Genomic DNA, 25,436 nt, shown 5'->3' with positions numbered 1-25,436 from the left:
GCTCGACTCGTAGGACATTGTGCCGAATCGCCCTTGTCCCGGCCATCGTTACGCCAGCGTCAGCAGACCGCTCGCCAGGTCCGCCTGTACGAGTTCGGTACGTTCGACCGGGGTCAGCCAGCGCGCGGTGGACCCGTCGACGCCGCGTTCGATCCACAGCACGTCATCGACGGTCTCGGCGACGGCGTGCAGGTGACTGATGATCATGACGAGCCGATCACCGCCGGTCTGGGTGCGCAGGATCTCCAGGGCCGATTCCAGCGCAGCGGCGTCCAGGGTCGCGAAGCCCTCGTCCAGGAACAGCGATCCGAGACGTGGCCCGCTGCGCGAGTGCAGTTCGGCCAGAGCCAAGGCCAGCGCCAGCGACGCCAGGAACTTCTCGCCACCGGAGAGCCTGTTCGGGCTGTGCGCGACGCCCGAGCCCCGGCTGACGATCTCGAAACCCTCCGCGAATCCGAAATCCCCGTCGGTCAGCTGCCCGAGCCGATCACTGGCAATCCCCAGCAACGCCCGAGTACTCAGCGCAGTGAGGTGGCCCAGGAACTTGGCCTCGACAAGCTCGCCGCGCAGCACCTCCACCGCCTCGAGACGAGCCTTACCCGCGGCGATGGCGTAGTCCAGATCCGCCTTGGGGCCGATCTGATCCTTCGCTGTTCGCTGTTCGGCCCGCCACCGGTCTGCCTCGTCGGCCGATTTACCGGCAGCGCTCACGAGCGGATGCAGTGCCTGCGGCAGCATCGGGTCCGCAGTAGGGTCGAAGCCCTCGACATCCGCGAGCCCGGCAGCCTGCTCACGTAGGCCCGCGAGTGCCTCGTCCGCTCGAGCCGAGTGCGCGGCAGCGGCGTCACCGAGTTCGCGCTCGACCCCGGCGGCTGTACCGGACAGGTCGGCGGCGAACGCCCGGATCTCGGCAACACCCGAATCCGTACCCAGCTCGGGCACCCGATACCGGCTCCCGGCATCAAGACGGGAGACGGCCAGGGTGACGGCCTTCGCCCACGACTCCAGGCCGACACGCAGTTCGGTCAGCGGTTTCTCGACGTACTTGCGGTTGTCTTCGTCGAGATCGTGGTACTCGGTGAGAACCGTGTTCGTCTCGGTTCGTGCGGTCTCCCGCGCCTGGACCAACTCGCGAACCTCGGACATGCGGTTGGCAACCGCAGCCTCCGCAGTCGCCGCGGCATCGGCACCGATTTCGATCGGGGCATCCGGCAGAAGTGCCCTGATCCGGTCGGGTAGCGAACCGACCGCATCGGTGGTCCTGGCCACGGCACGGTTGTGCCGGGTCGACGCGTTCCGCAGTTCGGCGACCGCCTTCTGGTGCGCGCGCTCGCGACTACTCAGGGTGGTGCGATCGGCATCGATTTCGGCGGTGTGGCGGGCGGCTTCGGTGCTCAACCGTCCAGCGTGGGCGGCCGATGCCTCGGTACACGTTTCCAGGGCGGCGGGGATGGGTTCGGTGAGTGATTCGGCGTTCGGGGCGGGGCCGTCGGTATGCGCGGCCAGCGCCGCCAGCGCCGCGGACAGTGTCGCGGACACGGCCTCCACATCGAAGACTCCCCCTGCCTCGGCAGCGAGCGTCGCGAACTCCAGCAGATCCCGCTGCGTCGCGTCGGCGGCCCGCTGCGCGGCTTCTTCGGCCGCCTGCCGCTCGGCGAGATGTCCGGGCACGGCGGCTTTCGCCATGTCGACGCCCGCGCGGGCATGTGCGAGCCGGTCGGTTGCCTCCGTATGGGCGGTTTTCGCATCGCGCACGGCCTTCTTCGCACTACGCAACTCGGTCGCGGCGGTCTTGGACGCCGGTTCGAATTCGGCAGGCAGCTCTCGGCGGCACACCGGGCAGTCCTCCCCAGGGTGCACCTCGACGGCCAGGTCCACAGCCCGGTCACGCAATTGCAGCATGCCCAGATTCGCGTCCGCGGTATCGAGAGCGGCGGCGGCCGCGGCGGCCTGCGGTTCGAGCCGGAGAACTTCGCGCTCGGCGACCGCGAGCTGTTCGAGTGCGGCACCGTGGGCGCGGACGGTGTCGGCGATGTGGACGGCGGCCGCTGTCGCCGTATCCACGCGAGTGCGGACGACCGCGGCCCGCGAACGAAGGTTCCGCGCGGTCTGGGCGGCGGCTTCGGTGGTCTCGGTGAGGGGGCGAGTCCGTTCGACACGCTCTTCCAGGTCCGCCTGGGCTCGGGCGATCGCCGCCTCCTCCACCGCGAGTTGTTCGGTGACAGCGGCGATCCGGTCGCGTTCGCCCCGGTGCTCCTCGGCCCGTGCCGCGAGATTCTCCAGGGTCACCGCGGCACGATTCAACGCATCCAGGTCTTCGCCGTGCGCCGCCAGCTCCGCGAGTTCCGCCGTCGCGGCCCCTTCGGCCCATTCGGCTTCCTCAGCACGGATGTCCAACGATTCGCGCTCCGCCGCGATGCGGGCGGCAGCAGGCTCGATGCCGTCCAGAACGGTCGTGGCCGACGGCACCGGACCTTCGGTCAGATTCCTTGCCGCGGAATCGGTTTCGGCTGCCGCGGCACGGGCGGCGGCGACCGCGCCTTGCAACGCAGTCATGGCATCGACAGAGGTGTTCAGGCGCTGGGCCCGGGCCTGCGCGAGTTCCGCCTGAACCTGCGCGGCCGCCGCGACCGTCGCCGGATCGCCGTGCATGGTGTCGCGTTTGGCCTCCGCCGCCGCGATCAGACCGCGAAGACCGACCGCTCGGCGCTCGGCGATACGATGCACGTCGTCCAGGGAATCGGTGCCGAACAGTTCGCGCAGTCGCTTCGTGCGATCACGTGGGGTATCGGCCAGCAACTGGTCGAATTTGCCCTGCGGCAGCAGTCCGACGCGCAGGAAGGTCTCGTGCCCCATCTGCAGCACTGCCCTGATCCGCGCATCGACCGCGGGCGCACCGTCGATCTCCTCACCCGTGGTCTCGTTGACCAGGTGATGCCGTCCGGCGTTGGGGTTGGTGGCGTGCATGGTTCGGTGGACGAACCAGCGTTGGTTCTCGTGTTGGAAGGTGAGTTCGACGGTCATGGCCTGGGTGTCGTCGGCGATGAGCTGCCGCAGATCTAGGGCCTCCCACGCGCTTTTGCGGAACAGTGCGTAGGTGATGCCGCCGAGCACACTGCTCTTGCCCGCACCGGTTCTACCGAGCATGGCGGCCAGTTCCTTGCCAGCGAAGTCGATGGTGACCGTGCCGGGGTGGTAGCTGCGGAACCCGGTAAGGGACAACGTTATCGGCTTCATTACCGAGCCTCCGATCCACCGAGCGCAGGATCGATCAGCACACCGCCGCGATCGATACCCTTGAAACCGTAACCGGCGATGGCGGCGGTCAGCATCTCCTCCTCACAACACGGCGCCAGATCAGCCGGATCGGGTTCGGCCTGTAGCTGGGCCAGAGTGGCCATGACCCGATCCAGGGCCATACCGCTGACGCCGCGGCCGGGCAGGTACTCGCGCAGCAGATCCTCCACGCCGGGCAGTTCCGTGGCCGCCGCGTCACTGTCCAGGACTCGCTCGACAGCGCCGGGACGACGCTCCTCGATACCAACGATCGTCGCCCGCGGCAGCAGATCCGCCAGGTATCGCGACAGCGCGGGATCGGGACCGTCCAGGTCGACCTCGATCTTGACCCACGCGTCGCCGACCCGACCCGCACGCTGCGCGATCTCCTCCAGCGACCCGGTCAGTTTCACCAGCCGACGACCCGAACTCAGCGGTTCGAGCCCGATACGGGGTTCCTCACCAGGCGCGATCTCCACCAGCGCAACGCTTTTGGAATCGCGAATCTCCCCGAAGTCCAACTGCAACGGGCTGCCCGCGTAACAGGCCGGGAACCCGATGTTCTCGACGCGTTGCGGCTTGTGAATATGTCCCAGCGCGCCGTAGTCGACCACGGGTAGGGCGGCGACATCGACCGCGTAGTCCTCGGCGAGCGAGATCTTCCGCTCCGAATACGACGGCGTGGCCCCCGCGACGAACAGATGGGCGGCGAAGACCAGCAGATCACGCGGACCACGACCGGATGCCAAGCGGCGGTACACATCCGCCTGCACCGCGCGCATGCGACGAGCGTAGGTGGCGGTGGTCATGGCCGGGTCCGTAAAGTCATAGGCGAAACGATTGGGGTGCAGATACGGCAGCGCGCCGATGCGCAGCGTCAGGTCACCGGCCGCAGCCGGATACTCGGCCAGCAGAAGTCCGTCGGGGCGGGCGTCAGTGGCGAAACGCACCCGAACCTGGTCCCGCGGCCGGGTGCCCATATCGGTGAGGATGTATTCCAGGAACGTCAGCACCTGGGGAGTGTCGTGATTTCCGGCGACGACGACCACCGGCGCCACCTCGCCGAGGCGGCGCAGCGCCTCGGCGGCGCGACGGAAGTCGTCCGTGCTCGGGCGGCCGTCGAACAGGTCACCGCTGTGCACGATCAGGTCGGGAGTGAAATCGGTTGCGATCTCGATGATCTCGTTCACGACGGCGTCGAACTCGGCGTCGCGCCGGTGCCGGCTGATCTGGCGGCCCAGATGCCAGTCGGATGTATGGAACACGCGTCCATTCACGGGGAAAGTGCCTTCCGAGGGAAGTGAGAAGCGGCTGCGTCCGATGCGGCCGCGATCGAAGTGGGGCGCTACCGACCATACACCAACCCTGGGCAATTCTGGAAGATTCTGGATTCTGGTACGGTGGGCCCATGAGTGACCCGCTGGATGTCCTGGAGAAACGCATCACCGAGCTGCGGCGCGCGATCCGCGACGCGGCCGCATCCGGTGACACCGAGCGGGCGACGGAGTTGCGCTCACAGCTCCGCCGTACCGAGCGCGCCTGGGATGTCCTGATTGATGCGGACGAATCGCCCCCTGCGCCCGCGCCTTTCGATCAACCGAACGCACCGGCACCCCGCGCGGCGGTGCTGCCCGCGCGGGAGCACGTGCATCGCGCACTGATGCTGTTGCAGACCCCCGCGGCGCCGAAACTCATTGTCGGGGTCCACGAGGCGTTCTTCCCCGGCGAGTTGTCCGCGGCCAAACTCTCGAGTCTGCGCAGGGACGAGGAACGCTCGTATCGATCCGCGCCCGGTGCACGACCGTACTATTTATGTCCCGCGCTGTCCCACGACTTACTAGCTCCCGCAAGAGCACTCGTCACGATCAACACCTGGACTCTGGAACAGCGGATCATCGGTCCGCTGTCGCCACGGGTGAACTTCCTCAGTAGCGCAATCCGCATCGCCGAGGCGGTCGAGGGCGCGGCCGAGTCCGCCGGTACCGGACCATCCGCAGCGGCACTGCGGCTACTCTGGCACTTCGCCGCGAACATCCCGGACGCGATGCCGCCCACGGCCGCGCACGGCGGCGCGCCGAATACCGACCGGGTGATCGATGCGGCCCGCGCCGAACTCGAGGTGCACGCCGACGCCGACCGCCGTACCCGAACCGAATCCGCCCGACGAGCACGCAAGCAGCTCACCGGCGACCAGCAACTGTTCGGCGCACCGTTGCGCCAGGTCCGGCAGCTCCAGGCCAACACCGGAAACTAGATCTCCCCCATACCCATTCGACCCCACATGAGGAACACGACACGCTGTGAAGGCAACTGCCAAAGGACGTCTCGACGCTCTGCGCGGATCCACTCCGCGCCTGACGTACAGCGCCAGATCCCTGGCGGCGCTGGAGAACAATCCCCGCTGCACGCTACGAGCCGTCCTGGACGCTTCCGGCTCGGACAAGGGCAAGATCGCGACGCACGCCGGGTACCCCGCTCCCTTCGGACAGTCGTCCTTCGCCTTCGCCCGCGGCAAGACCTTCGAGACCATGGTGAAGGCCAACGGCTGCGCGGAACTCCTTCGCATCCTGCGTGAAACGCTCGGGCTTACCCTGCCGGAGGCCGGGTACGAGGATCTTGCGGAGGTCGGTGGTGACCCGAGCCCGGCGACTCGCCATGCCCGCACCACGCGGCTGCTGGTGGCCGCCGCCTGCGGCCAGGGCGAGGCCACCCTCTACGACAGCCCGATGCTCCGGCTCGTCGTGGGCGGCCACCCGGTTTTTCTGGAACCGGACCTCGTGGCCTTCCGCATCAACGGCCGCTTCTACGTCGTGGAGATCAAGAGTTTCCCGATCGTGGACGAACAGGCGGATCCGATCTCGGTCCGGGCGGCGACGACGCAGGCCAGCGCGTACATCATCGCGCTGCGGGCCATGCTCGCCGATGCAGGTATCGAGCCCGGTTCCGTCTCCGACACAATCGTTCTGGTCGGTCCCAAGGACTTCACCAACCGCCCGACGGGCGCCTTCGTCGACGCCACCAAACAGGTCGCCACCCTCACCCGGCAACTGGCCCGCATCGAGAGCATCAGCGATCTGGTCGACCTGCTGCCGGAGGATCTGACCTTCGATCTCGCCATCGACGAGGCGAAACGACCACACCGTCCGGTACCGGAGTTGATCGCGGCACTGGAGGCGGTGCCGGCCAACTACCGCCCGGACTGCCTCAACCACTGCGAGATGGCGTTCTTCTGCCGCTCCCGAGCCCGCGCCGAACATTCCTTGGACGTGCTCGGTTCCACGGTGCGTGAATACCTCGGCGGAATCGATACCACCACAATGGCATTGGGGCTGGCCCGAGAGGACTGGCAGCCGAACGAGGATCAGGCCGAGATGGCCGTCGCACTCCGCCATGCCGCTCGGCTGCGCGACGAGGCGCTGCGGGAGGCCGCCGGAGTCGCACCGTGAGCCGGGTGTCGGCGCTGGCGCACGTGGAAGCCATGGCCACCATGACCGCGGTGCCGCTCACCAGGTTCCGGCACCGGCGGCTGTCCGAACGCCCCCTGGTGGTGGTTCCCCTGACCATGGCGGGAGAGGCGGGCACCCCGGTGTCCGTGCTGGTCGGTGACGCCAAGAGATCTCCGACGCTGCTGGTCGTCGGCCAGCCGCGTGACCGGAACCAGCGGATTGCGTTCGCCGCCGAGTTCGGCCGGATCGTCCTGGACTACCTGAATTCCTTTCGCCTGAACCGCCGCGAAATCCCTTCTCGCAGTAAGGAAAAAAGTTCTCGGTACTGCAACGCGCCACAGCTGATCGTGCCGAATCCCGGCGGTATCCGAGTACTCGCCGACCTTGGGCGGATATGCCGGTTCCGCCGCACCACCGGCCCCTACCCCGTACCCGCCGTCGTCCCCGAGTCCGGAATGTGGCTGACGTTCCTGGCCGAATCGGCCGAGCAGGCCGGAACATCGATGCTGGTGGTGGCCACTGACCTACTCGCCGAGCACTGGGCGACCGGTCAGAGCGCACTCGAGGATCGGAACCTTGCCTCGCTCCTGGCGTGGATCGCACCCCCGGCCGGAGTGACCGTCGAACAGGCGCTCGCCGATGCCGAGAACCCAACCGTGTGCCCGCCCGCGGGCCCGTCGACATCACCGGAATTCGACAACACCTATCTGGCCCCGGCCATCAAGCGGGCCGACGCCGCACGCGCGGCCGGTGACGAGCGCGCCGCGGCGGCCACCCACGCCGAACTGCGGGATCTGCTCAACGACCAGATGAAACCCACGTGGCGCATGATGTGGACGGCCGTCTCGCTCCTGCGCGGGGTTCCCGAAGCACCGCGCGCCGCCGCACGATTCGACGGCGACTGCGCGTCCTTCACAGCCTATTCCGATTACCAGGACACGGGCACCGCGTTGCCACAACCCAAGCGGGACAACGCGATCGCCGCCGCCCGGCGACTGAGCAGGCTGGAGCGAGCCCTGGCCGACCTCGAAACGGATATGGCGTTGGACGACCCGTTCGTTCTCGCCGATCGCCGCAGCGTCGGTGAGGCGTTCGCCGGGGAGGTCGTCGCGGCCGAGCCGGACCGATTCGTCACGACAGAGAAGAACAGCCGCGTGCGGCGGCCGTTGATCACCGTCCGCACCCTCGATCCCACCCGGTTGGCCGACGGCATCAGCCTGGTCAGCCCGTCGATGCCGAAGGGGCACAAGGCGACGATCATCTCCACCGAACGTGACGACGACGCCAGTCTGGTCACGATCGAGATCACCGGCGGTATGGGCGGGGGCCGCATCCCGAAGGCCGGAACCATTCCCGTCCACGGGCAGTACCTCAAATACCTGCCCGCGCCCGGCTGGCGGCCGATCCCGGTCTTCCCGGACCGCGGCCACACACCGTGGACGCACAGCACCGCCGAGCCGGGCCCCGAGACAGCCGATGCCGACGCCGCAGAGGAGTGGGGCGATGACGCCTGAACACACCGGCCACATCAACGCGGCCGAACGGGCCGCGGCAGCCACCGAGGCGATCCTGGCCGACCTCGGCAAGCGCGAACACAAGGCCGTGGTGGTCGACTCACCACCGGGCGCGGGCAAGAGCACCCTAGTCGTCCGCGCCGCGGGCGACCTCGTCGACGGCGGCGAGCGCCCGATCATCGTCGCCCAGACCAACAGTCAGGTCGACGACCTGATCGTCCGGCTGTCCGCCGCGCACCCCGGCACCCCTATCGGACGGCTCAGCGCCGCCGACTACCGCATCCAGCCGCCCGTGCAGACGTGCGCGAACGCAATGGTCGCCGGCACAGTTGGCGACCTGGCCGCATGCCGGATCATTGTCGCCACCTCCGCCAAGTGGGCCACGATCCGCGATGCTGAATTCGGCTGGGCCATCCTGGACGAGGCCTACCAAATGCGATCGGACATGCTGCTGCAGATCGTGGAACGATTCGACCGAGGCCTGTTCGTCGGAGATCCCGGGCAGCTGGACCCGTTCACCGTCGTGGGAACTGAACGATGGATCGGACTGCCGCACGACCCGACACGCAACGGCGTCACCGTGATGCTGCAACACAACCCGAACACCCCCCTACACCGCCTACCCGTATCCTGGCGCTTGCCGACCACCGCCGTGCCCACCATCGCAGAGGCGTTCTACCCATTCCTACTTCCCCGGTTCACATCCGGAACCACCGAGGGCACTCGCCACCTGGAGTTTCGCACCGTGGGGTTCGGCAGCACCGATCTGGACGAAACCCTCGCCATGGCGTTCACAACCGGCTGGGCACTGCACGAACTCCCCCGACGCCATGTCCCGCGCACCGACGCCGAAACAATCCAGACCGCCGCGAACCTGGCGGGCAGACTGCTCGATCGCGGCGCGGTCGCGACATGTGAGCGCCATCGCAGCGGCCGGGTCATAGATGCCACTGACATCGCCATCGGCGTCGCCCATCGCGACCAGGCCGATCTTGTCCGGATAGCTCTCGCCTGCACAGGCAATCCAAATGCTTCGCGCGTGACTGTCGACAACGCCAATCGGTTGCAAGGTCGCGAATTCGAGATCGTCATCGTGGTGCACCCATTGTCCGGTCGTCGAGACGCCACCGCCTTCCACCTGGAGGCCGGGCGGTTGTGCGTCCTCACCTCCCGGCACCGACAGGCGTGTATTGTCGTCGCCCGCGAAGGGATCACTGACCTTCTCGACACCCATCCGTCGACCGATCCGGTGCACTTGTCGATGCCCGCGAAGTTCCCCGACGGCTGGGAGGCCAATCAAGTCGTCATGAGCAAGCTCGCACAGCATCGGATAGCCGGCTGACTCCAGGCCTCCCTATCGGAGGAAGCCGACGACTGTACTCCGGCCAAGGGGTGGCAACCGCGACTTTTGCGGGGGAGCTCCCAATTGAGCGAGATCGTTGCCGTTGTCCACAGTGTGCGAGTGTCGACTACGCGGACGTCGGCATCGACGCGATGCTAGCCCGGACACCGACGTCAACGAAGATGACATACGCCTCACTACGCCGCCGCTCACCGATCCTCGCGCGTCGGCGGCAAACGTAGAGCACTATCGGCTTGTCCCACTGGCGTGGCCGGTGCCCGCGGCGCTCTGCATGTGGAGCCGGGCAGCACGCAGTCGCCCGCGTGGCACCGAACCGCAGCGACCCGAACCAGAATCATGACGCCACCGTAATCTGCCATTGACCAGCAGTTTTCGGTGTTGTAGCAGGTTGGTGTATTGGTCGATATCCTTCCCGACATGAACCCCCAACTAACGACAGGATTTTGACTTTGCGCCGCGGCGTGACGTGACCGGATCAGCCACCCACAGCGGGAAAATCCACTCCAACAACCAGCTGGCCTACAACCACCGTGCCGGTCGCCAACAACACGCGACCGGCATCACAACTCACAACACTCCGATCAATGATTCCACCCAAGCCACAACCCATTTGAAGCAGGCAACAGGCCAAAACCGAACCAATCGACAGAACGTCACAACGGTCCCCCACTCAGCTACTTCCACCGCAGTACCGAAAAACGTTACAACTCACCAGAATACAGAAATTGCAGCATCATCGGCGGCCCTATGCTATGCTCCAGCGAACCGAAATAGCCTCCACTTGAACACCAATCCGCGTCATCGATGACAGAGATCTGTGATCAAGTCCCCTCTCGCGCACGGATCTGCAACATTTTTGTTGGATATCGGTGCCGTGTGTGCGAGTGCACTCGCACACACGGAGGTTGACCAGTGATTCCATGCCCTGACCTGCGCCGATATGTGGCACACCTGCCGGAAATCGACTCCTCGGCACCCTCGGGAATGTTTGCTGGCGGGGGTGATCGACGGTGATCACACCCGTCGTCCCGCCCCAGTCGCCGCTGCAGGAACTCATCCACGGCCCCGTGTCCACGACCGCGACGCGTGTCGCCAACAGTGAGGTCGTCTATGGAGTGTGCACCGTCGGGGAAGCCGGACGCGTCATCGACAAGCACGCCTACGCCGTCCTGGACTGGCGGCCGGGAACTCGCCTGGAGTTGAGCTGCCTGGATGCGGGTGTGCTGCTGGCCCGCCCATCCGCGGATGGGCCGGTCCTTGTCACCGCGGGCGGGTTCTTCCGTATCCCGTATCGGCTGCGGCGCCGGGTGAGCCTGTTCATCGGCGACCGTGCCCTGCTGATCGGGCACCGCACCCGCAACCAGTTGCTGATCCATCCGCCCGTCGCGCTCGACGAGTTGTGTGCGGCGAGCCTGCGCGTCCTCGAGGCGGCGCGGCGATGACGACACTGACGCAGCCTGCGGCGAACGCCGAGACCATTGCCGCCGCGCGAGTGCTGCTGACCCAGATGGGTATCTCTCCCGCCGATCTCGTCACCACCGGTGCGGCGGCACCGACCTTCGGCGAGGTCATCCCCAAGGTGAGGGCGCGGTTGTCGGAGGGCACGCTGCGCACGTACAACACCCACTTCGAGCACCTCCTCGCAGCGTGGAGCGATCACCGCCTCGACGAGCCGACGAAGACCGACCTCGAGGAGAAAGCGCGCTCCATCCAAGCCGCCGCCCAGACCAACCGCGCCTCCCGCGGCGGCGCCTGCGCGGTGCAGCACTTCATCAGCGCGGTGCGCTGCATTTACCGCTACGGCGAGGACAACGGGTGGATCCGCCCGTGTGACAACCCCGCCCGCCAACTCACCATGCCCGTGCGACGCCCCTCACACCGCTACGCGATCCCCTCGGGCCAGTTGGCCGAGATCTGCCAGACCGCGGCTACCACCGGCGACGACCCCGAACTCGACGCCCTGATCCTGCGTCTGCACATCGAAACCGCCTGCCGCCGAGGAGGTGCGCTCGCGCTGCGTCCACACGACCTCGACCCAGACCAATGCCTGGTGTATCTGCGGGAGAAGGACGGCACCGACCGGTGGCAACCGGTGTCGCCGACCTTGATGCGACACCTGCTCGACCACGCCGAGCAACGGAACAGCCCGCAGTCGGGGCAATTGCTGCGCTACCGCAACGGAAAACCGATCACCGCACGGCGTTTCGACTACATCTGGAGGCGAGTCGGCGAGGCCCTGCCGTGGGTCGCGACCCAAGGCATCAGCATGCACTGGCTACGTCACACCACCCTCACCTGGGTCGAACGCACCTTCAGCTACGCCGTCGCCCGCGAATACGCCGGACACCGAGGCAAAGCCCCGGGCACGACTGCCACCTACGTCAAATCCCATCTCCAAGAAGTCGCCGCTGCGCTGTCGATACTCACCGCCGAACCGCATCCGCTCGTGCCCAGACACCAGCCGGGCACGCATACGCCGTCCGCACGCGGATCACATCGCGACAAAGGACTGTCATGACCGAGATCACCCTCACCTCACCCACAGCCGGCGACGTGCGCACCGCTGCGCCCGAGACGACCACACCAAAGCCGCGTGCACACGGCTTCTTCTGGACAGTGCTCACCGCGGCAGCCACGGTCAGCATCACCGGCAACGCCACCCAAGCCGTCCTGCACGACACCGCACTCCCCGCCGTCGCAATCATCCCACCCCTTGCTTTGCTGGCGGCCGTGCACGGCGTTTCGGTACTCGCGCGTGCGCACGCAGGAGCCCGCAGCACACATCTGATCGCCACCGCGATGACCGCTCTCATCGCAACCGGCGCGTTCTGGTTGTCGTTCACCGCACTACGGTCACTCGCGATCACCGCCGGCGTCCCACACGGGGAGGCATGGCTGTGGCCGCTGATCATCGAGGGCTCGATGGCCCAGGCGACGGTCGCACTGCTCGCGCTCGCCCACACCACCACCCACAGTGACAGCGCTTCGGCCACCACTGATCAGTGCGCACCGCAGAACATGTGCACACCGGCAGCGACTCAACTCGAGGTGATGATCGACAGCGATCAAGTGCGCACGCCACCGCCGTTAGCCAACCGCACCGACGCAGAGTTCAGGGAAGTGGCCGCGCTTCTGTGCGCACGAGACCCCGGCCGCCGCCGCGATCCCGACACAGTCGCCCGAGCACTGACTCACCACCACCTCGATGGGTGGACACCAACCCGAATCGCACGAGAACTGAACAAAAGCCGCTCGACGATCAGTCGAATACTCAGCGACGCCGCAACAATCGACATCCCAGACACCGAAATCATCGCCGCGCCCAGCAATGTCCGTACGGAACAGGCTGACACCGACGACATTTCCGGGGGACCGTGCTCCCACGCCGGCTGCTGACAATCGCACCGCCGCTGGCCCGACTGTCGTACCAAGACGAGCCAACTGCAGCCGGAACTGGCGCTGACCGAGGCTCGGCCGCGACGTGAGTGGTGACCGCCGTGAGCATCGCGGATTCCCTTCCATCCGTTCCATTGCCTTCCAATTCATTCCGTTTCGCTGGGAATGCAATGGAATGGATTTCGGTCCGCCGATGCGTACTGGTATGTGCGCTCAGACGACCCGGACGAGCATGTTCGTACAGGTCATTGCCAGCTGCCGCGACGAATTCCTCGCGGCCATCGAGGAGAACGCCCGAAGTTCCTTCACCGACGAGCCCGGCTGCCGATATTTCGACGTCGCGTGCGATCTCGATGACAACCTCCACTTCGTGTTCCACGAGGTATACGACAACGAAGCAGCCGTCGCCGCGCATCGCGCGGCTCCGCACTACAAGATCTGGCGCGAAGCCGTCGGCAAGTACGTCGTGCCCGACAGTCAGGTCAACACGCTCTCACGCCGATTGTTCCACTATTCGTAACATTCTGTCCCGGAAAGGATTTCACAGCATGTGCCATGAACCCGAAGCGCCCAATCTGCTCATCCGCCCCGACACGGTGGAAGTTTTCGAACGTGGTGGTGGCGTCGCCACCCTTCCCTACGTTGGCAAGTGGAATTCCGAGACCGCCGTGATCACCACTGGGCAGACCGTTTTTCAGCCGGCACCGGCCTACCACTTCACAGTCACAATGTTGAGGAATCGGTGCTGGTGCTCGAAGGCAAAGCGACCGCGGAGATCGATGGCCTGGCAGTTCGATCTCGAGCCAGGCTATGCGACGTGGGTGCCCGCCGGCATCCCGCACCGATTCTTCAACCGCAGAACCGGAACCATGCGCATATTCTGGGTCTACGGCGGCCGCGAGGTCACCCGGACCATCACCACCACTGGCAAAACCTTCGAACACCTCTCAGCACACGACAAGGGCGGCGGACCGACGCATTAGCTGCCGCGCACGAAGGTCAGCTTCGGCGGCGGACACCGCTGCGTACATCAGCTCATCAGGCGTAATACAAGGAAGCATTTCGCATGTATACCGACGATTTCGCGAAGGGATCGCGAGATGTCGAGGATCAGCAGGCTCGCAAGTGATCTCGTTGATGCCGGCATCGACGACATCGGCACGTTGCTCGATCCTGTGCGCCCAACAGGTTTAGCGCGCCGTGCGTAGCACTTGCTCAGCCCGTCTCGGCAGGCCAACTCAACTGCGTTCCGCCTGACGGCACGCCTTGCTGCGAAATCGCGCCTCGCAGGTGTTGACTGATGTTGGCTCGACGCGTCTTCCCAAATGCGCAAGCCAGTGGAAGTAGGGCCGATTTGACCGAGACAATCGCCTGCACGACCGAAAGGTCTTCAGGCAATGGCGCATTCGACACATGGAGCACCGAGGGCCATCTAGGCCGGACGCTGCTCTCGGCTGATGGGCGGTTCGAAGGTGCTGTCAGCTGCAGGGGCATCGATCTGTCCTTGATCCTGCGTCTCGACCGCTCGCCACTTTGGCATCAAAATCGGTTGGCAGCGGCTCACCCCTCCCCCGCACAGGTCTGCTCGCAATTACACGGGAATTCGGTAGCGTTACCGATGCTCCGTCGGCAGTCGCAGCAAGAATTTCTTCGAGACGGTCGATTACGTCCTCACGCCACTGGCGGAAGCCCGCTTTCCATCCGCGCGGGGCCACACCACTGATCCGTAATCCGGGGCTGCACCAAGACTATCTTGACCATTCGGTCTGTCCGCTTCTTTGATCGCGAGTGCAGACGGACGGTCCACTCGCACAAGACACCTGGTCTTCACCTGCACTGGCACCATGGTCAGCAGAGGGATCCGAGTCCGACAGCTCAACGCCTGTTACTGCGACTTCTCGCGCGCCGTGGACCGTCACGGCTGTGTCGTTGCGGCGTTGCTGCACGGCAACGCCCACTTCAGCCGCAGCTTCAAACACGAGTTCAATGTCGTGCCCAGCAGGATTCTGGGCTACGGAAGCGCTGTCAGGACACAGCAACAGTCCACAGCAGAGCGACAGGTAAATAGATGGTAGACAGCGAAACCAGGACTGAAAAGCTCTTCGAATTATGGGATCGGACCGTCCCACCAGATGGTGTCGACCTTGCCCAAACTCTTGGAATCAGGCCATTATACGCCTCCGAATCGGAGGTTCATATGATCATGGATTGGCGGCCGGAGATTGCCCAGCCGACCGGCGTATTCGCGGCGGGGTCACTTATTCAGCTGGGTGACGTGGCGAACTCGATGCTCGGGTTGCTCAATTTGCAGGATAGCGATCAATCCCAATTTCCGCTCGCCGTTCAGTTGAGCACGAATTTGATCGGAAATACCACTGGGAAATCCGTGGTAGCTGTGGCGAGAATACTGTCTTCGGGCCGTACAGTGCTTTCGGCGCAATCGGAGATATCTCCGGTCAATGGCGCATCGATCGCGTTCGTGACCGGAACCTATCTCTACAGGCCCAGACATAGAGCGTTGTGATCACATACTCCGGGAGAGCCGGACACGTAACAACGCACTGGATGGACGGGGCACAGAGACGGCGGAGGCTGACCTCACAACTATGGATGTCGAGCCCTCCGCGCACTCCAGAAACGGAGGGTGCGGCGACGGCGCGGACTCACCTGTCCAACATCGGTGTAGCGACACAGCGAGCCTCCCGGCTAGCCAGCACATCGTCATGACCAAAGACCGAGTGCGGCTGGAAACCCGATCGCGCCCTGTCCTATTCGATCCACGATGAGGAACTGGCGGAGGGCGACACTCGGTTGCCGCGCCGACATGCCAGCGAACGCGAGGACGTCGTCGACGAGAGCACGCCATGCCGGAATCGAAGGTCCGGTGCGTGGCGGTTCCGCCGCACGCCGACCTGCGGCGCCGTCTGAGACCCCGCCCTCCGCCGGGACAAAGACCTCGGTCAGCCCGGTCACGAATTCGGCAGACGGTCATGGCTCGGCTACTTCCAGCTGCCTTGTGCGCCGCGGATCTTGATGCTTTGTCCGTTGGGCATTCAACCGGTCCGCTGCGATAGATGTACTGCAGATCGTCGCCGCGACGACGTACTGGGCACCGTCGCTGTCGCCCTTCGGTCGGGGTCGGCGGGAGGTCGGCGTAGGTCGCAACGCGCCGGTCGATCCGCGCACCAGCGCGTTGCCCTCGCTCGCGGCATTCAGACTCCTCGTATCCTCGGTCGCTGAGGTAGCGAACTGCCGCTTTTCAATGGCGGGTTGAATTCGACTTGGACATATAGCCGTTCGTTATCGGCAAGTATTGCTGATCGCGTAAGCAGGTACGGCAAACAGGACGGCCGAGCCGCAGGTGCGTCCGCGACTGGAGTAAAGGCTGGAAGGTTCGCACCGAGACCAAACTGCACCCCACCCCTGTCGCATTCCAGAGCGACGGGACTGGCCAGGGCCTCTGGGTTCGACGAGCCGACTACGGGCACACGGACTTGCGCCCAAGCAGCCGATGGCTGGCTAGAGTGCTGGCGGGGTCAGCTGGCCATGAGCAAGGTGGTGTCCCCTGGCCGCCACATTCGCTGCCCCGCACCGCAATCTGTGGCGAAAGATCAACACTGGTCAGATGCGCGGAGTGAGATTGAGGACGGCGCGCAACCCTCTACCGTCCCCCATTGCATGGATAGTCATGCATGGCAGCCGCCGCTAACGCGCCGCGCTGCCTGGAGTTGGTATGCCTGCCTCGGTCCAGTGGCCATTCACTAGCGCCGTTGTCGATCGAACTACGCAATCCAGGCACCATGCCTCGGAGTCGGCGTCGGGGCTTGCTAGGTGCTGGTTGATGAGACCGTCTACGGCCGCCAGGAAGTATCGGGCGAGATAAAGGGTGTTTGCAGCGGGCTCGATACCGAAGTGCCGGGCGGTTTCCTCGATGAGGGACGCGGTCGCCTGTTCGACGGTAGAGCGATGCTCCTCGAACATGTCACGGAATTGTGGTGAGCGCAGAGCGAGCATGGAAAGTTCGCTGAGAAGCTGATGTTTGCCGGGCTGCTCGATCACCGTCTGCCAGAGACGCTCAGCGAGTTTAGCGACACTGCCGTCGAAGTCTGCGGCAGCGGGAACTTCCACAGTCCGGACGTACTCGACGAGTTCGTTCGTGAGTTGCCTGATGACGGCACGATACAGCTCTTCTTTGCTGCCGAACACATAGTGCAAGGTCGCCTGCGGGACACCGAGTTCGGCCGCGATCGCACGCGTGCTGCCAGCCGCGGGTCCATCACGCATCAGTAGGTCGATCGCGGCGGCGATCAACTGAGCGCGGCGTTCTGGAGCTGGGACGTGGGCCATGGCTCACAGTCTAGAAGCCTCTTACCAGGTTGTTTCCCTTGGCCGAAAAACTTGTTCGAACGACATGGTCACTCGAACAAGTTGGTGGTACCGTCGTCGTGGTGGACGGGGGATGCGACAGACGACACATCAAGGGAGATGCTGATGGGAAACCCACCCACCGCAACGTCACAAGCAATCCCCGAACGCGCAGGCTTGCCGTTCGTAGGGCACGCGCTGGGAATCCCCCGCGGCGGACAACTGATGGACTATCTCCTGACGGAGGCCGAGGAACTGGGCCCAATATTCCGGTTACGTATCTTCGGCACCGAACAGATTCTGGTCGCCGGATCGGATTTGGTTGCCGAGCTCTCCGACACCGACCGATTCGTCAAGAGTCTGCATACAGACCTCGTACGGCTGCGGGACATCGGCGGCGACGGCCTTTTCACCGCGTATAACGAGGAGCCGAATTGGCGTAAGGCCCACAACATCCTGATGCCGTCTTTCACTCGAGAGGCGATGCACAACTACCACGCCAAGATGGTGGCCGCCGCGCGAAATCTGATCGGTTACTGGGAACTTCGGGCGCGCGGGAGGCTGACGGTCGATGTTTCTCGAGATATGACTCGCCTCACCTTCGACACCATCGGAATGTGCGGCTTCGGATACGAATTCGACTCCTTCACCAAGGAGGAACTGCATCCCTTCGTAGCGTCGATGATCCAGGCACTGACTCATGCCCAAGAGTTGAGTGGGCTGCCAGAGTTCTTGAGCCGAATACACTTTCGCCGAAATCGGGCGTACTTACACGATATCGAGTCGATGCAGGATCTCATCACCTCGCTCATCGAACGGCGACGCGCCGAAGATCCCGGCCGCATCGACGACTTACTCGGTCGCATGCTCAATACGCCCGACCCGAGCAGCGGCGAACCGCTCGATGACGCGAACATCCGCAACCAGGTGATGACGTTCCTCATCGCCGGTCACGAAACAACGGGTGCCGCACTGTCCTTCGCGCTCTACTACCTCGTCAAACATCCGGCGGTGCTCAGCCGCGCGCAACGCGAAGTAGATACGTTGTGGGGCTCCGGCGACGACATCGACCCCAGCTATGAGGATGTCGGCAAGCTCACCTACATCCGTCAGATCCTTGACGAAGCACTTCGTCTCTGGCCGACAGCTCCGGGATACGCGGTCACTCCGGTCAAGGAGACCGTTGTCGGCGGGCGATACACCTTCCGTCCCGGCGACAGCATCCAGGTCTTCATCCCGGCGCTGCATCGGCAGCCGGAATGGGGAGACAACGTGCACAGTTTTGATCCCGACCGGTTCGCGCCGGAAGCCATCGGCTCCCGGCCCGGACATATTTACAAGCCCTTCGGCAACGGCGAACGAGCCTGCATCGGAAGACAATTCGCACTCCATGAGGCGACTCTTGTGCTGGCTATGCTGATTCACCGGTTCCATCTCGACGACCGTGCCAATTATCAGCTGAACATCGGCATGACGCTTACGATCAAACCGGACAGCTTCCAGCTTCACCCGGCCCTGCGGACGCCCGCCGAGCGGCGTATCGATCCGCCCGCCGCCACCGCGACCCCACGCCGCCAGCACAGACGCGTGTCGTTCGCTGGCACGTTCTCGACGCTGGCCGTGTTCCACGGCTCGAACCTCGGCACGTCGGCGGGCGTCGCCCGCGAACTCGCCGCTACCGCATCAGACCACGGACACCGCACTACCGTCGCACCCCTCAACGACGCGGCCTGCAAGCTCCGCGATCTGTCTCCAGATACGTTGCTCGTCATCGTCTCCTCGTCATACAACGGTCGGCCCACCGACGACGCGGATGCGTTCGTCGACTGGCTCGAAACGTTGCAGCCTGGATCACTCGACGGGCTGTCGTATGCGATCCTCGGTATCGGTGATCGCACGTATTCCGCGACCTACCAGCGCATTCCAACACTGATCGACGAGCAACTGACCACTGCTGGCGCGATACGGATCGTGGACCGGGGAGCGGTGGACGTCGGCGGGAACTTCGGCGCAATCGTGGATGCCTGGTCGGATCGCCTCTTGGAGGCCATCGGCATGGCGGGCGATGCCATCGGGGCCGATGTTGCGACGAACGACTTCGCCCAAAGCGTCCAGCTCACCATCGAACCGGTCGAAAGCTGCGAGAACGAGCGGGCCAAACAGCACGGCATGACCGAAATGACCGTGGTCGAATCGGGAGAGCTGGTCGACGTCACCCACCCACTCGGGCGATCCAAACGCTTCCTACGGATACGGCTGCCTGATGGTGTCACCTACCGCACCGGTGACCATCTGGCGGTGCTGCCGAGCAACAACAGCGAGCTCGTCGAACGTGTAGGGGCACGTTTCGGTCTCGATCTGGACCGTCAGGTACGTGTGCGGGCCCCCCGGCGGCTGAGGCTCTTCTTGCCCGAGGACCGCCCGATCACCACTCGCGAGATCCTGCGTGATTACCTCGAGCTGCAGAAACCGGCAACGCCCGAAGACATTCGCTTCCTCGCGGAGCACTGCCCGTGCCCGCCGGAACAAAAGCCGCTCGACGAGCTGGCCAACCTCGAACCCACCGACTACGAACAGTCGATATCCGAGGCCGGTACCAGCATCCTGGACCTGCTCGAGCGCTACCGTTCTGTCGACATAACGTTCGAGTCGTTCCTGATGCGCCTGCCGGCGATCAGTCCCCGGCGGTACTCCATCTCCTCGTCGAATGTCTCCGATCCTGCCGCGGTGGATCTCATGGTTTCGGTCGTGGATGCGCCCCATCGCGATTCCGGTGATGGCGAGGGGCGCCGGTACTGCGGCATCGCGTCCAACCACCTCGCCCGGCTGCGTCCGGACGATATCGTCCTGGCTCGGGTCGTCCCGTGCAGCGACGCCTTTCGCCTGCCCGTCGACCAAATTGCCATCGTCATCGGCGCCGGCACAGGGTTGGCCCCGTTCCGCGGAATGATCGGTGACCGCGTCGCCAACCCGAATTCCGCTCCCCTCATCACCTACTTCGGTTGTGACCACCCCGACGTCGACTATCTCCACCGCGAAGAACTACAGAAGGCCGAACATCAGGGAGTCGTCTCGCTACGCCCGACATACGCCTTCGCGCCCGTCGACGGTCACAAGTTCGTCCAGGACCGGATGATTGCCGACCGCGACGAACTCTGGTCCCTGATCAACAAAGGGGCATATATCCGAGTATGCGGCGACGCCGCTCGTCTCGGCGTGGGCGTAGAAGCCGCGCTTCTCGAGATCCACCGTCGCTGTTCGGATAACAGCGAGGACGGCGGGAGCTCTGCACAACGGTGGCTGGACAACCTGCGTGTTCACGGACGCTACGTGCGCGACGTCTGGTGACAGCCAACTCCCCCTTTGAAAGGAAACCACTGTGGTTGACAACCCTGCCTCCTTCGGCAACGCCACAACCCCACCCCCAGACACCTCCGTTGACGTTGTGATCATCGGCGCGGGCCTGTCCGGTATCGGCGCGGCCTGCCACCTGATGCGTGAACGGCCCAATAGCACCTACTTGGTGCTGGAGGCGCGCACCGACTTGGGTGGGACCTGGGATCTCTTCCGCTATCCCGGAATTCGCTCCGACTCGGACATGTTCACTCTCGGCTACTCGTTCCGTCCGTGGAGCGACCGCCGTGCCATCGCTGACGGCCAGTCGATCCTCGACTACATCCGCGACACGGCCACTGAATACGAGGTCGATAAGCACATCCGTTACGGCCACCGGGTCACCGATGCCTGCTGGGACAGCAGACAAGGCCGCTGGATCGTGACCGCCCTGTCGGCGGGCCCGGATGGAAAAGGCACGACGACGATGCGGATCAGCTGCCGCTGGTTATCGGTTTGCGCCGGCTACTACCGCTACGACCAAGGGTACCGTCCTCGCTTCCAGGGCGAAGAATCATTCGAGGGGGAGATCCTCTCGCCGCAGTCCTGGCCGCGCGACCTCGACTGGACCGGCAAGCGGGTCACTGTAATCGGCAGTGGAGCAACGGCTATCACTCTGGTGCCGACCCTCGCCCGGGATGCCGAGCACGTCACGATGCTGCAGCGAACGCCGACATACGTCGTGTCTCTGCCCGGTGAGGACTCACTGGTCAAACTGCTCGAGGGAATTTCGGTGCCCGTCGCGTTGACCAGCCGGATCATGTTCTGGAAGAACGTCATAGGCAACGTCTTGTCCTACGAGACCGCACGACGCTTTCCAGCCTTGTCCCGGTGGCTCATCCGAAGAGAGACCGAACGGACCTTGGGCAAATACGTCGATGTAGACGAGCACTTCAACCCACCGTACAACCCGTGGGATCAGCGTGTGTGCGTCGTACCGGATGGTGACTTGTTCGCAGCGATCCGGGCAGGCAGCGCCGAGGTAGTCACCGACACCATCGATCGTTTCGTCCCGGGGGGAATTAAAACCAGCAGAGGCAAGCTCATCGAGTCCGACATCGTCGTGGCGGCCACCGGACTGCAGATGGTACCGCTCGGCGGGCTGACACTGTCAGTGGATGGCCGGCCGGTGTCATTGCCGGACACCGTTGTCTACAAGGGCATGATGCTGTCGGATGTGCCCAACTTCAACCTGGTGATCGGCTACACGAACAACTCGTGGACGCTCAAAGCGGACCTGGTGAGCCAAAGTGTCGCCCGCTTGCTCGCCCACCTCGACCGTTGCGGCTACGACCACGTCAGACCGCGCTCGGAGGTCACCGGCTCGCGCCCGTTTGTCGACCTGCACTCCGGCTATGTCCAGCGGGGCATCGGCGCATTCCCTCAGCAGGGCGACCGCACGCCCTGGAGGTTGCACCAAAACTACCTGTTCGACCTGCGGCTCTTCCGCAGTGACTTCGCCAACGATCGGTCCCTCCAATTCGGGCACAACCCGATTGCGACCGCCCCCAGTCCAACTGGCGACGAGAACGTCGCCGAGCACAAAGGAGTGTTGAATGCCTGAGTTCGACTTCGCCGGGACCGCCATCGTCACTGGCGCCGCCGGCGGCATCGGGCGCGCCCTGGTCACGCAGCTCGCTGACCGAGGATCCGACGTCGTCCTCGTCGACCGCGACGCGGAGGGCCTGAACTCCGCCCTCGCGGAGCTGCGCACGAGCCACCCGAGAGCCGAGTTCACCTGCTACGTTGCCGATCTCACCAGTAGCGACGAAGTACGCGAGCTCGGTGAGAAGCTCGTCCACGCCCACCCCGGTACCCGTTTGCTGGTGAACAATGCTGGTGTCGCGCTCAGCGGAGCCTTCGAGCAGTACTCCAAGGACGACTTCGACTGGCTGCTCGCCGTGAATTTGATTGCGCCTATTGATCTCGTGCGTGCGCTGCTGCCGGTGCTGCGCCGCAACAGGACTCCGCACATCGTCAACGTCTCCAGCGTCTTCGGGCTCGTTGCCCCGGCCCGCAACGTCGCGTACGCCACCAGCAAGTTCGGCATCCGTGGCTTCACCGAAGGGTTGCGAGCCGAACTGGAGCCCGACGGCATCGGCGTAACGTGCGTGCACCCCGGTGGTATCAAGACCAACATCGCGCTCGGAGCGCGTATCGGATCCGCGATGACACCGCAGGAGCGGGCCGCCGCCGAGAAAGACAACATCGAATTCGACAAGGTTCTGACCATCACGCCGGACGAGGCCGCTCGGGCGATTGTCGATGGCATCGTCCACCGGCGCCGGAGGGTGCTCATCGGAGCGAGTGCGAAGATTCCCGATGTCGTTGCGCGACTGTTCCCCTCGCATTATCACCGCGTGGTCGACGGCCTGGAATCAGCATTGGGGTGGATTTCCTCATTCACCGAATCTCGCGGGTCCACCAGCACGGAAACCGCAGGGCAGGTAGCACGATGAGCGCCACCGATCGCCCGGTGCCCGCCGCCGATCTGAAACCACTACTATCCCAACTCGTTCCGACAGACCGCACCTCGATGTCCCCCGAGGACCAGCGTGCCGAGTACGTCGAGTTCGTGGAAATGTTCCGCGGGGAAGAACCGGCGTTCGCCGGGACGGTCACCGACGAACTAATCCAGACCGGTCGACACAGTCATACCGTGCCGGTTCGTCGTTATCGGCCGGACAGTGCGGCTGACGCTGGACACGTGCTGGTCTATTTCCACGGCGGCGGTTGGGTGCTGGGCAATCCGGTGACACATGACCGGTTCACGCGGGCGATAGCCGATCGGCTGAGCCTGCACGTGATTTCAGTTGACTACCGGCTCGCACCGGAACGTCCGTTCCCAGCGGCCTTCGATGACTGCGAGCTGGTCGTTGCGCACGCCGCAGAGGATGCGACTTGGCTGGCAGTGGGTGGCGACAGCGCCGGAGGCAACCTGGCCGCTGCGGTGGCCGCCCATCGCGCGACCAAAGGAAACCCCGTCGACGCACAGATCCTGATTTACCCCGGACTCGATGTGCCGATCGAGGGCGGCGACACGAGTCTTGATGGAATGGGGCTAGATCGCAGTGACATCGACTATTTCTGGGCCTCCTATCGCGGGGACCGCGAGCCTGACCCCCGCCTTGCACCGCTGCTCGCACCCGATCCGATTCCCGCACCACCCACACTGGTGACCACGGCCGGCTGCGACCCACTCCGGCCCGACGGTATGCAGTACGCGCAGCGGCTCATCGCGGCCGACGTGCCCACCATGTATGTCCCGTTTCCTCACCTGATTCATGGTTGGCTGGACCTAGCAGATGCAGTGGCCAGCGCGGGCCACGCACGCGAAATCCTGATCGATGCGATCCGGGTTCTGCGCGACAGCACAGCACCAACCGAGCGGGTCACTAGGAAACAATGACCGAACGCATCGATACCCGAATCGTTCCCACAATGAAGCGGGTGAACACTTCGTGGTGCCTCACGTTTGGCCTTGCCTGGACGGGCGTGTGGATGGCCCAGCTCACGCCGTTCCAATACCTGCTTCCAGTCCAGATCAACGAGACGCTCGGCTCCGCGATCACTACCGACGAGACGAGTTGGCGCTCGAGTGTGCTTCACTTCGGCATCATCTCCGGACTGTCCGCGGTCTGTTTGGCCGTCGGGTTACCACTCACGGGCGCGCTGAGCGACCGCACCCGAGGGCGATTCGGTCGGCGCCGTCCATGGATCGTCATCGGTGGCGTTGTCCTCGCGTTTGCTCTGGCCATGTTGGCCAACCAGCACACAACTCTTGGAATTGCTGTCTGGTGGTGTGTCGCGATGCTCGGATTCTGCGCGGCCGCAGCGTCTCTCACCGCACTCATCAAAGACCGGGTTCCGCATGAGCAGCGCGGCACTGTGTCCGGGTGGATGTCGATGGCGCAGGCGGCCGGGCTCATCGTCGGACTAGGGTCGGTGGCGATCTTCGCATTAACAGCCGACACCGCATACCCCGTACTTGCAGTGCTTCTCATCCTGTGCTTGTTGCCGTTCACTCTTTCGCGGGCGACCGAGCCTGCCACCATCAACCGTCCAGTGTCGTTGTCGCTGCAACCGTCGTCCGGGTCAGCAATTCGGCTGCTGATGCATCATGATTTCCGGTGGGCGATGGTCGGTCGCGTTACGGTCAACTTCGGAAATGCGCTGGCAACATGCCTTTTGATCTATTTTCTACAATTCCACTTACGCATCGAGGATCCCAGCCAAGCGTTGCTGGTCCTCACCGTTGCCTACATCGTCAGCGTACTGAGCGTGTCGGTGCTGGGCGGCTGGTTGTCCGACCGCTACGGACGTCGCAAACCGTTCATTGTGGGATCGGCAATTCTGCAAACCCTTTCCGCAGTGATGTTCGTCTTTTCCGAAAGCCTATGGGCCGCCACGGCAGCGGTGGCCGTCATAGGCGCCGGCTACGGCTGCTACATGGGGATCGACCAGGCGCTCGGCGCCGATGTCCTGCCCGACGCCAACCACAGCGGCAAAGAACTGGGCATTATGAATATCGCACTCACTGTGCCTCCCGCAGTCAGCCCGCTTTTCGCAGCGGTAATCGTGGAACTCTTCGACGGCAGCTTCACAGAGCTATTCATCAGTGCGGGAATTCTGACGCTACTCGGGGGTCTCGTGGTGTTACGAATCCGCTCGGTGAATTGACGG

General features: G+C 64.4%; 18 protein-coding genes. 15 read left to right on the top strand and 3 right to left on the bottom strand.

What is annotated here, in order from left to right; genetic code table 11:
* Positions 1 to 48: 48 nt before the first annotated feature.
* Positions 49 to 3,237 carry an AAA family ATPase gene (locus ACQPYR_RS22280; RefSeq protein WP_433620878.1) on the bottom strand — a complete coding sequence of 1,063 codons (3,189 nt, stop codon included), beginning with the start codon at positions 3,235 to 3,237 and terminating at the stop codon, positions 49 to 51.
* Positions 3,237 to 4,541: an exonuclease SbcCD subunit D gene (locus tag ACQPYR_RS22275; RefSeq protein ID WP_433620876.1), complete on the bottom strand. Its 1,305-nt coding sequence runs from the start codon at positions 4,539 to 4,541 to the stop codon at positions 3,237 to 3,239. The genes ACQPYR_RS22280 and ACQPYR_RS22275 overlap by 1 nt, the downstream gene beginning before the upstream one ends.
* 143 nt (positions 4,542 to 4,684) lie before the next feature.
* On the opposite strand from ACQPYR_RS22275, the gene ACQPYR_RS22270 reads away from it, so the two are divergent.
* The 10 genes from ACQPYR_RS22270 to ACQPYR_RS22225 all read left to right on the top strand — a co-directional run bounded on the left by ACQPYR_RS22270 (position 4,685) and on the right by ACQPYR_RS22225 (position 15,519).
* Positions 4,685 to 5,530: a hypothetical protein gene (locus ACQPYR_RS22270; protein WP_433620875.1), complete on the top strand. Its 846-nt coding sequence runs from the start codon at positions 4,685 to 4,687 to the stop codon at positions 5,528 to 5,530.
* Between the two features lie 46 nt (positions 5,531 to 5,576).
* Complete coding sequence (locus tag ACQPYR_RS22265; protein ID WP_433620874.1) at positions 5,577 to 6,722, top strand: hypothetical protein; 1,146 nt, start codon at positions 5,577 to 5,579, stop codon at positions 6,720 to 6,722.
* Positions 6,719 to 8,236 carry a hypothetical protein gene (locus ACQPYR_RS22260; protein ID WP_433620873.1) on the top strand — a complete coding sequence of 506 codons (1,518 nt, stop codon included), beginning with the start codon at positions 6,719 to 6,721 and terminating at the stop codon, positions 8,234 to 8,236. Before ACQPYR_RS22265 ends, ACQPYR_RS22260 begins: the two co-directional genes overlap by 4 nt.
* A complete protein-coding gene (locus ACQPYR_RS22255; RefSeq protein ID WP_433620872.1) occupies positions 8,226 to 9,578 on the top strand; it encodes an AAA domain-containing protein in 1,353 nt (450 codons plus the stop codon). The genes ACQPYR_RS22260 and ACQPYR_RS22255 overlap by 11 nt, the downstream gene beginning before the upstream one ends.
* Positions 9,579 to 10,609: 1,031 nt before the next feature.
* Entirely contained in the window at positions 10,610 to 11,041 is a 432-nt protein-coding gene (locus tag ACQPYR_RS22250) for a hypothetical protein (protein WP_433620871.1), read from the top strand.
* The gene (locus ACQPYR_RS22245) at positions 11,038 to 12,117 is read left to right on the top strand and encodes a tyrosine-type recombinase/integrase (RefSeq protein WP_433620870.1); all 1,080 of its coding nucleotides are present in this window, start codon (positions 11,038 to 11,040) and stop codon (positions 12,115 to 12,117) included. Before ACQPYR_RS22250 ends, ACQPYR_RS22245 begins: the two co-directional genes overlap by 4 nt.
* Positions 12,114 to 12,995: a DUF2637 domain-containing protein gene (locus ACQPYR_RS22240; protein ID WP_433620869.1), complete on the top strand. Its 882-nt coding sequence runs from the start codon at positions 12,114 to 12,116 to the stop codon at positions 12,993 to 12,995. Before ACQPYR_RS22245 ends, ACQPYR_RS22240 begins: the two co-directional genes overlap by 4 nt.
* Before the next feature lie 232 nt (positions 12,996 to 13,227).
* Entirely contained in the window at positions 13,228 to 13,515 is a 288-nt protein-coding gene (locus ACQPYR_RS22235; RefSeq protein WP_433620868.1) for a putative quinol monooxygenase, read from the top strand.
* A gap of 259 nt (positions 13,516 to 13,774) precedes the next feature.
* Positions 13,775 to 13,978 (top strand): hypothetical protein, encoded by a 204-nt coding sequence (locus tag ACQPYR_RS22230; RefSeq protein WP_433620867.1) that lies wholly within the window; start codon positions 13,775 to 13,777, stop codon positions 13,976 to 13,978.
* Positions 13,979 to 15,063: 1,085 nt separating this feature from the next.
* Positions 15,064 to 15,519, top strand: coding sequence for a PaaI family thioesterase (locus ACQPYR_RS22225; RefSeq protein ID WP_433620866.1), 456 nt, complete (start codon positions 15,064 to 15,066; stop codon positions 15,517 to 15,519).
* Between the two features lie 1,181 nt (positions 15,520 to 16,700).
* Here the strand turns inward: ACQPYR_RS22225 and ACQPYR_RS22220 are convergent.
* Entirely contained in the window at positions 16,701 to 17,306 is a 606-nt protein-coding gene (locus tag ACQPYR_RS22220; RefSeq protein WP_433620865.1) for a TetR/AcrR family transcriptional regulator, read from the bottom strand.
* Positions 17,307 to 17,333: 27 nt separating this feature from the next.
* Between ACQPYR_RS22220 and ACQPYR_RS22215 the strand changes: the two genes are divergently transcribed.
* The 5 genes from ACQPYR_RS22215 to ACQPYR_RS22195 all read left to right on the top strand — a co-directional run bounded on the left by ACQPYR_RS22215 (position 17,334) and on the right by ACQPYR_RS22195 (position 25,433).
* The gene (locus tag ACQPYR_RS22215; RefSeq protein ID WP_433620864.1) at positions 17,334 to 20,708 is read left to right on the top strand and encodes a bifunctional cytochrome P450/NADPH--P450 reductase; all 3,375 of its coding nucleotides are present in this window, start codon (positions 17,334 to 17,336) and stop codon (positions 20,706 to 20,708) included.
* A gap of 97 nt (positions 20,709 to 20,805) precedes the next feature.
* On the top strand, positions 20,806 to 22,317 hold the full coding sequence (locus ACQPYR_RS22210) for a flavin-containing monooxygenase (RefSeq protein ID WP_433620863.1): 1,512 nt from the start codon (positions 20,806 to 20,808) through the stop codon (positions 22,315 to 22,317).
* Positions 22,310 to 23,212, top strand: coding sequence for an SDR family NAD(P)-dependent oxidoreductase (locus ACQPYR_RS22205; RefSeq protein WP_433620862.1), 903 nt, complete (start codon positions 22,310 to 22,312; stop codon positions 23,210 to 23,212). Before ACQPYR_RS22210 ends, ACQPYR_RS22205 begins: the two co-directional genes overlap by 8 nt.
* Complete coding sequence (locus ACQPYR_RS22200; RefSeq protein WP_433620860.1) at positions 23,209 to 24,162, top strand: alpha/beta hydrolase; 954 nt, start codon at positions 23,209 to 23,211, stop codon at positions 24,160 to 24,162. Before ACQPYR_RS22205 ends, ACQPYR_RS22200 begins: the two co-directional genes overlap by 4 nt.
* A complete protein-coding gene (locus tag ACQPYR_RS22195; RefSeq protein ID WP_433620859.1) occupies positions 24,159 to 25,433 on the top strand; it encodes an MFS transporter in 1,275 nt (424 codons plus the stop codon). The genes ACQPYR_RS22200 and ACQPYR_RS22195 overlap by 4 nt, the downstream gene beginning before the upstream one ends.
* Positions 25,434 to 25,436 lie beyond the last annotated feature (3 nt).

Source organism: Nocardia sp. CA-120079 (assembly GCF_050955745.1).
Classification (GTDB): domain Bacteria; phylum Actinomycetota; class Actinomycetes; order Mycobacteriales; family Mycobacteriaceae; genus Nocardia.
This window is presented reverse-complemented; position numbering and strand designations above follow the sequence as displayed.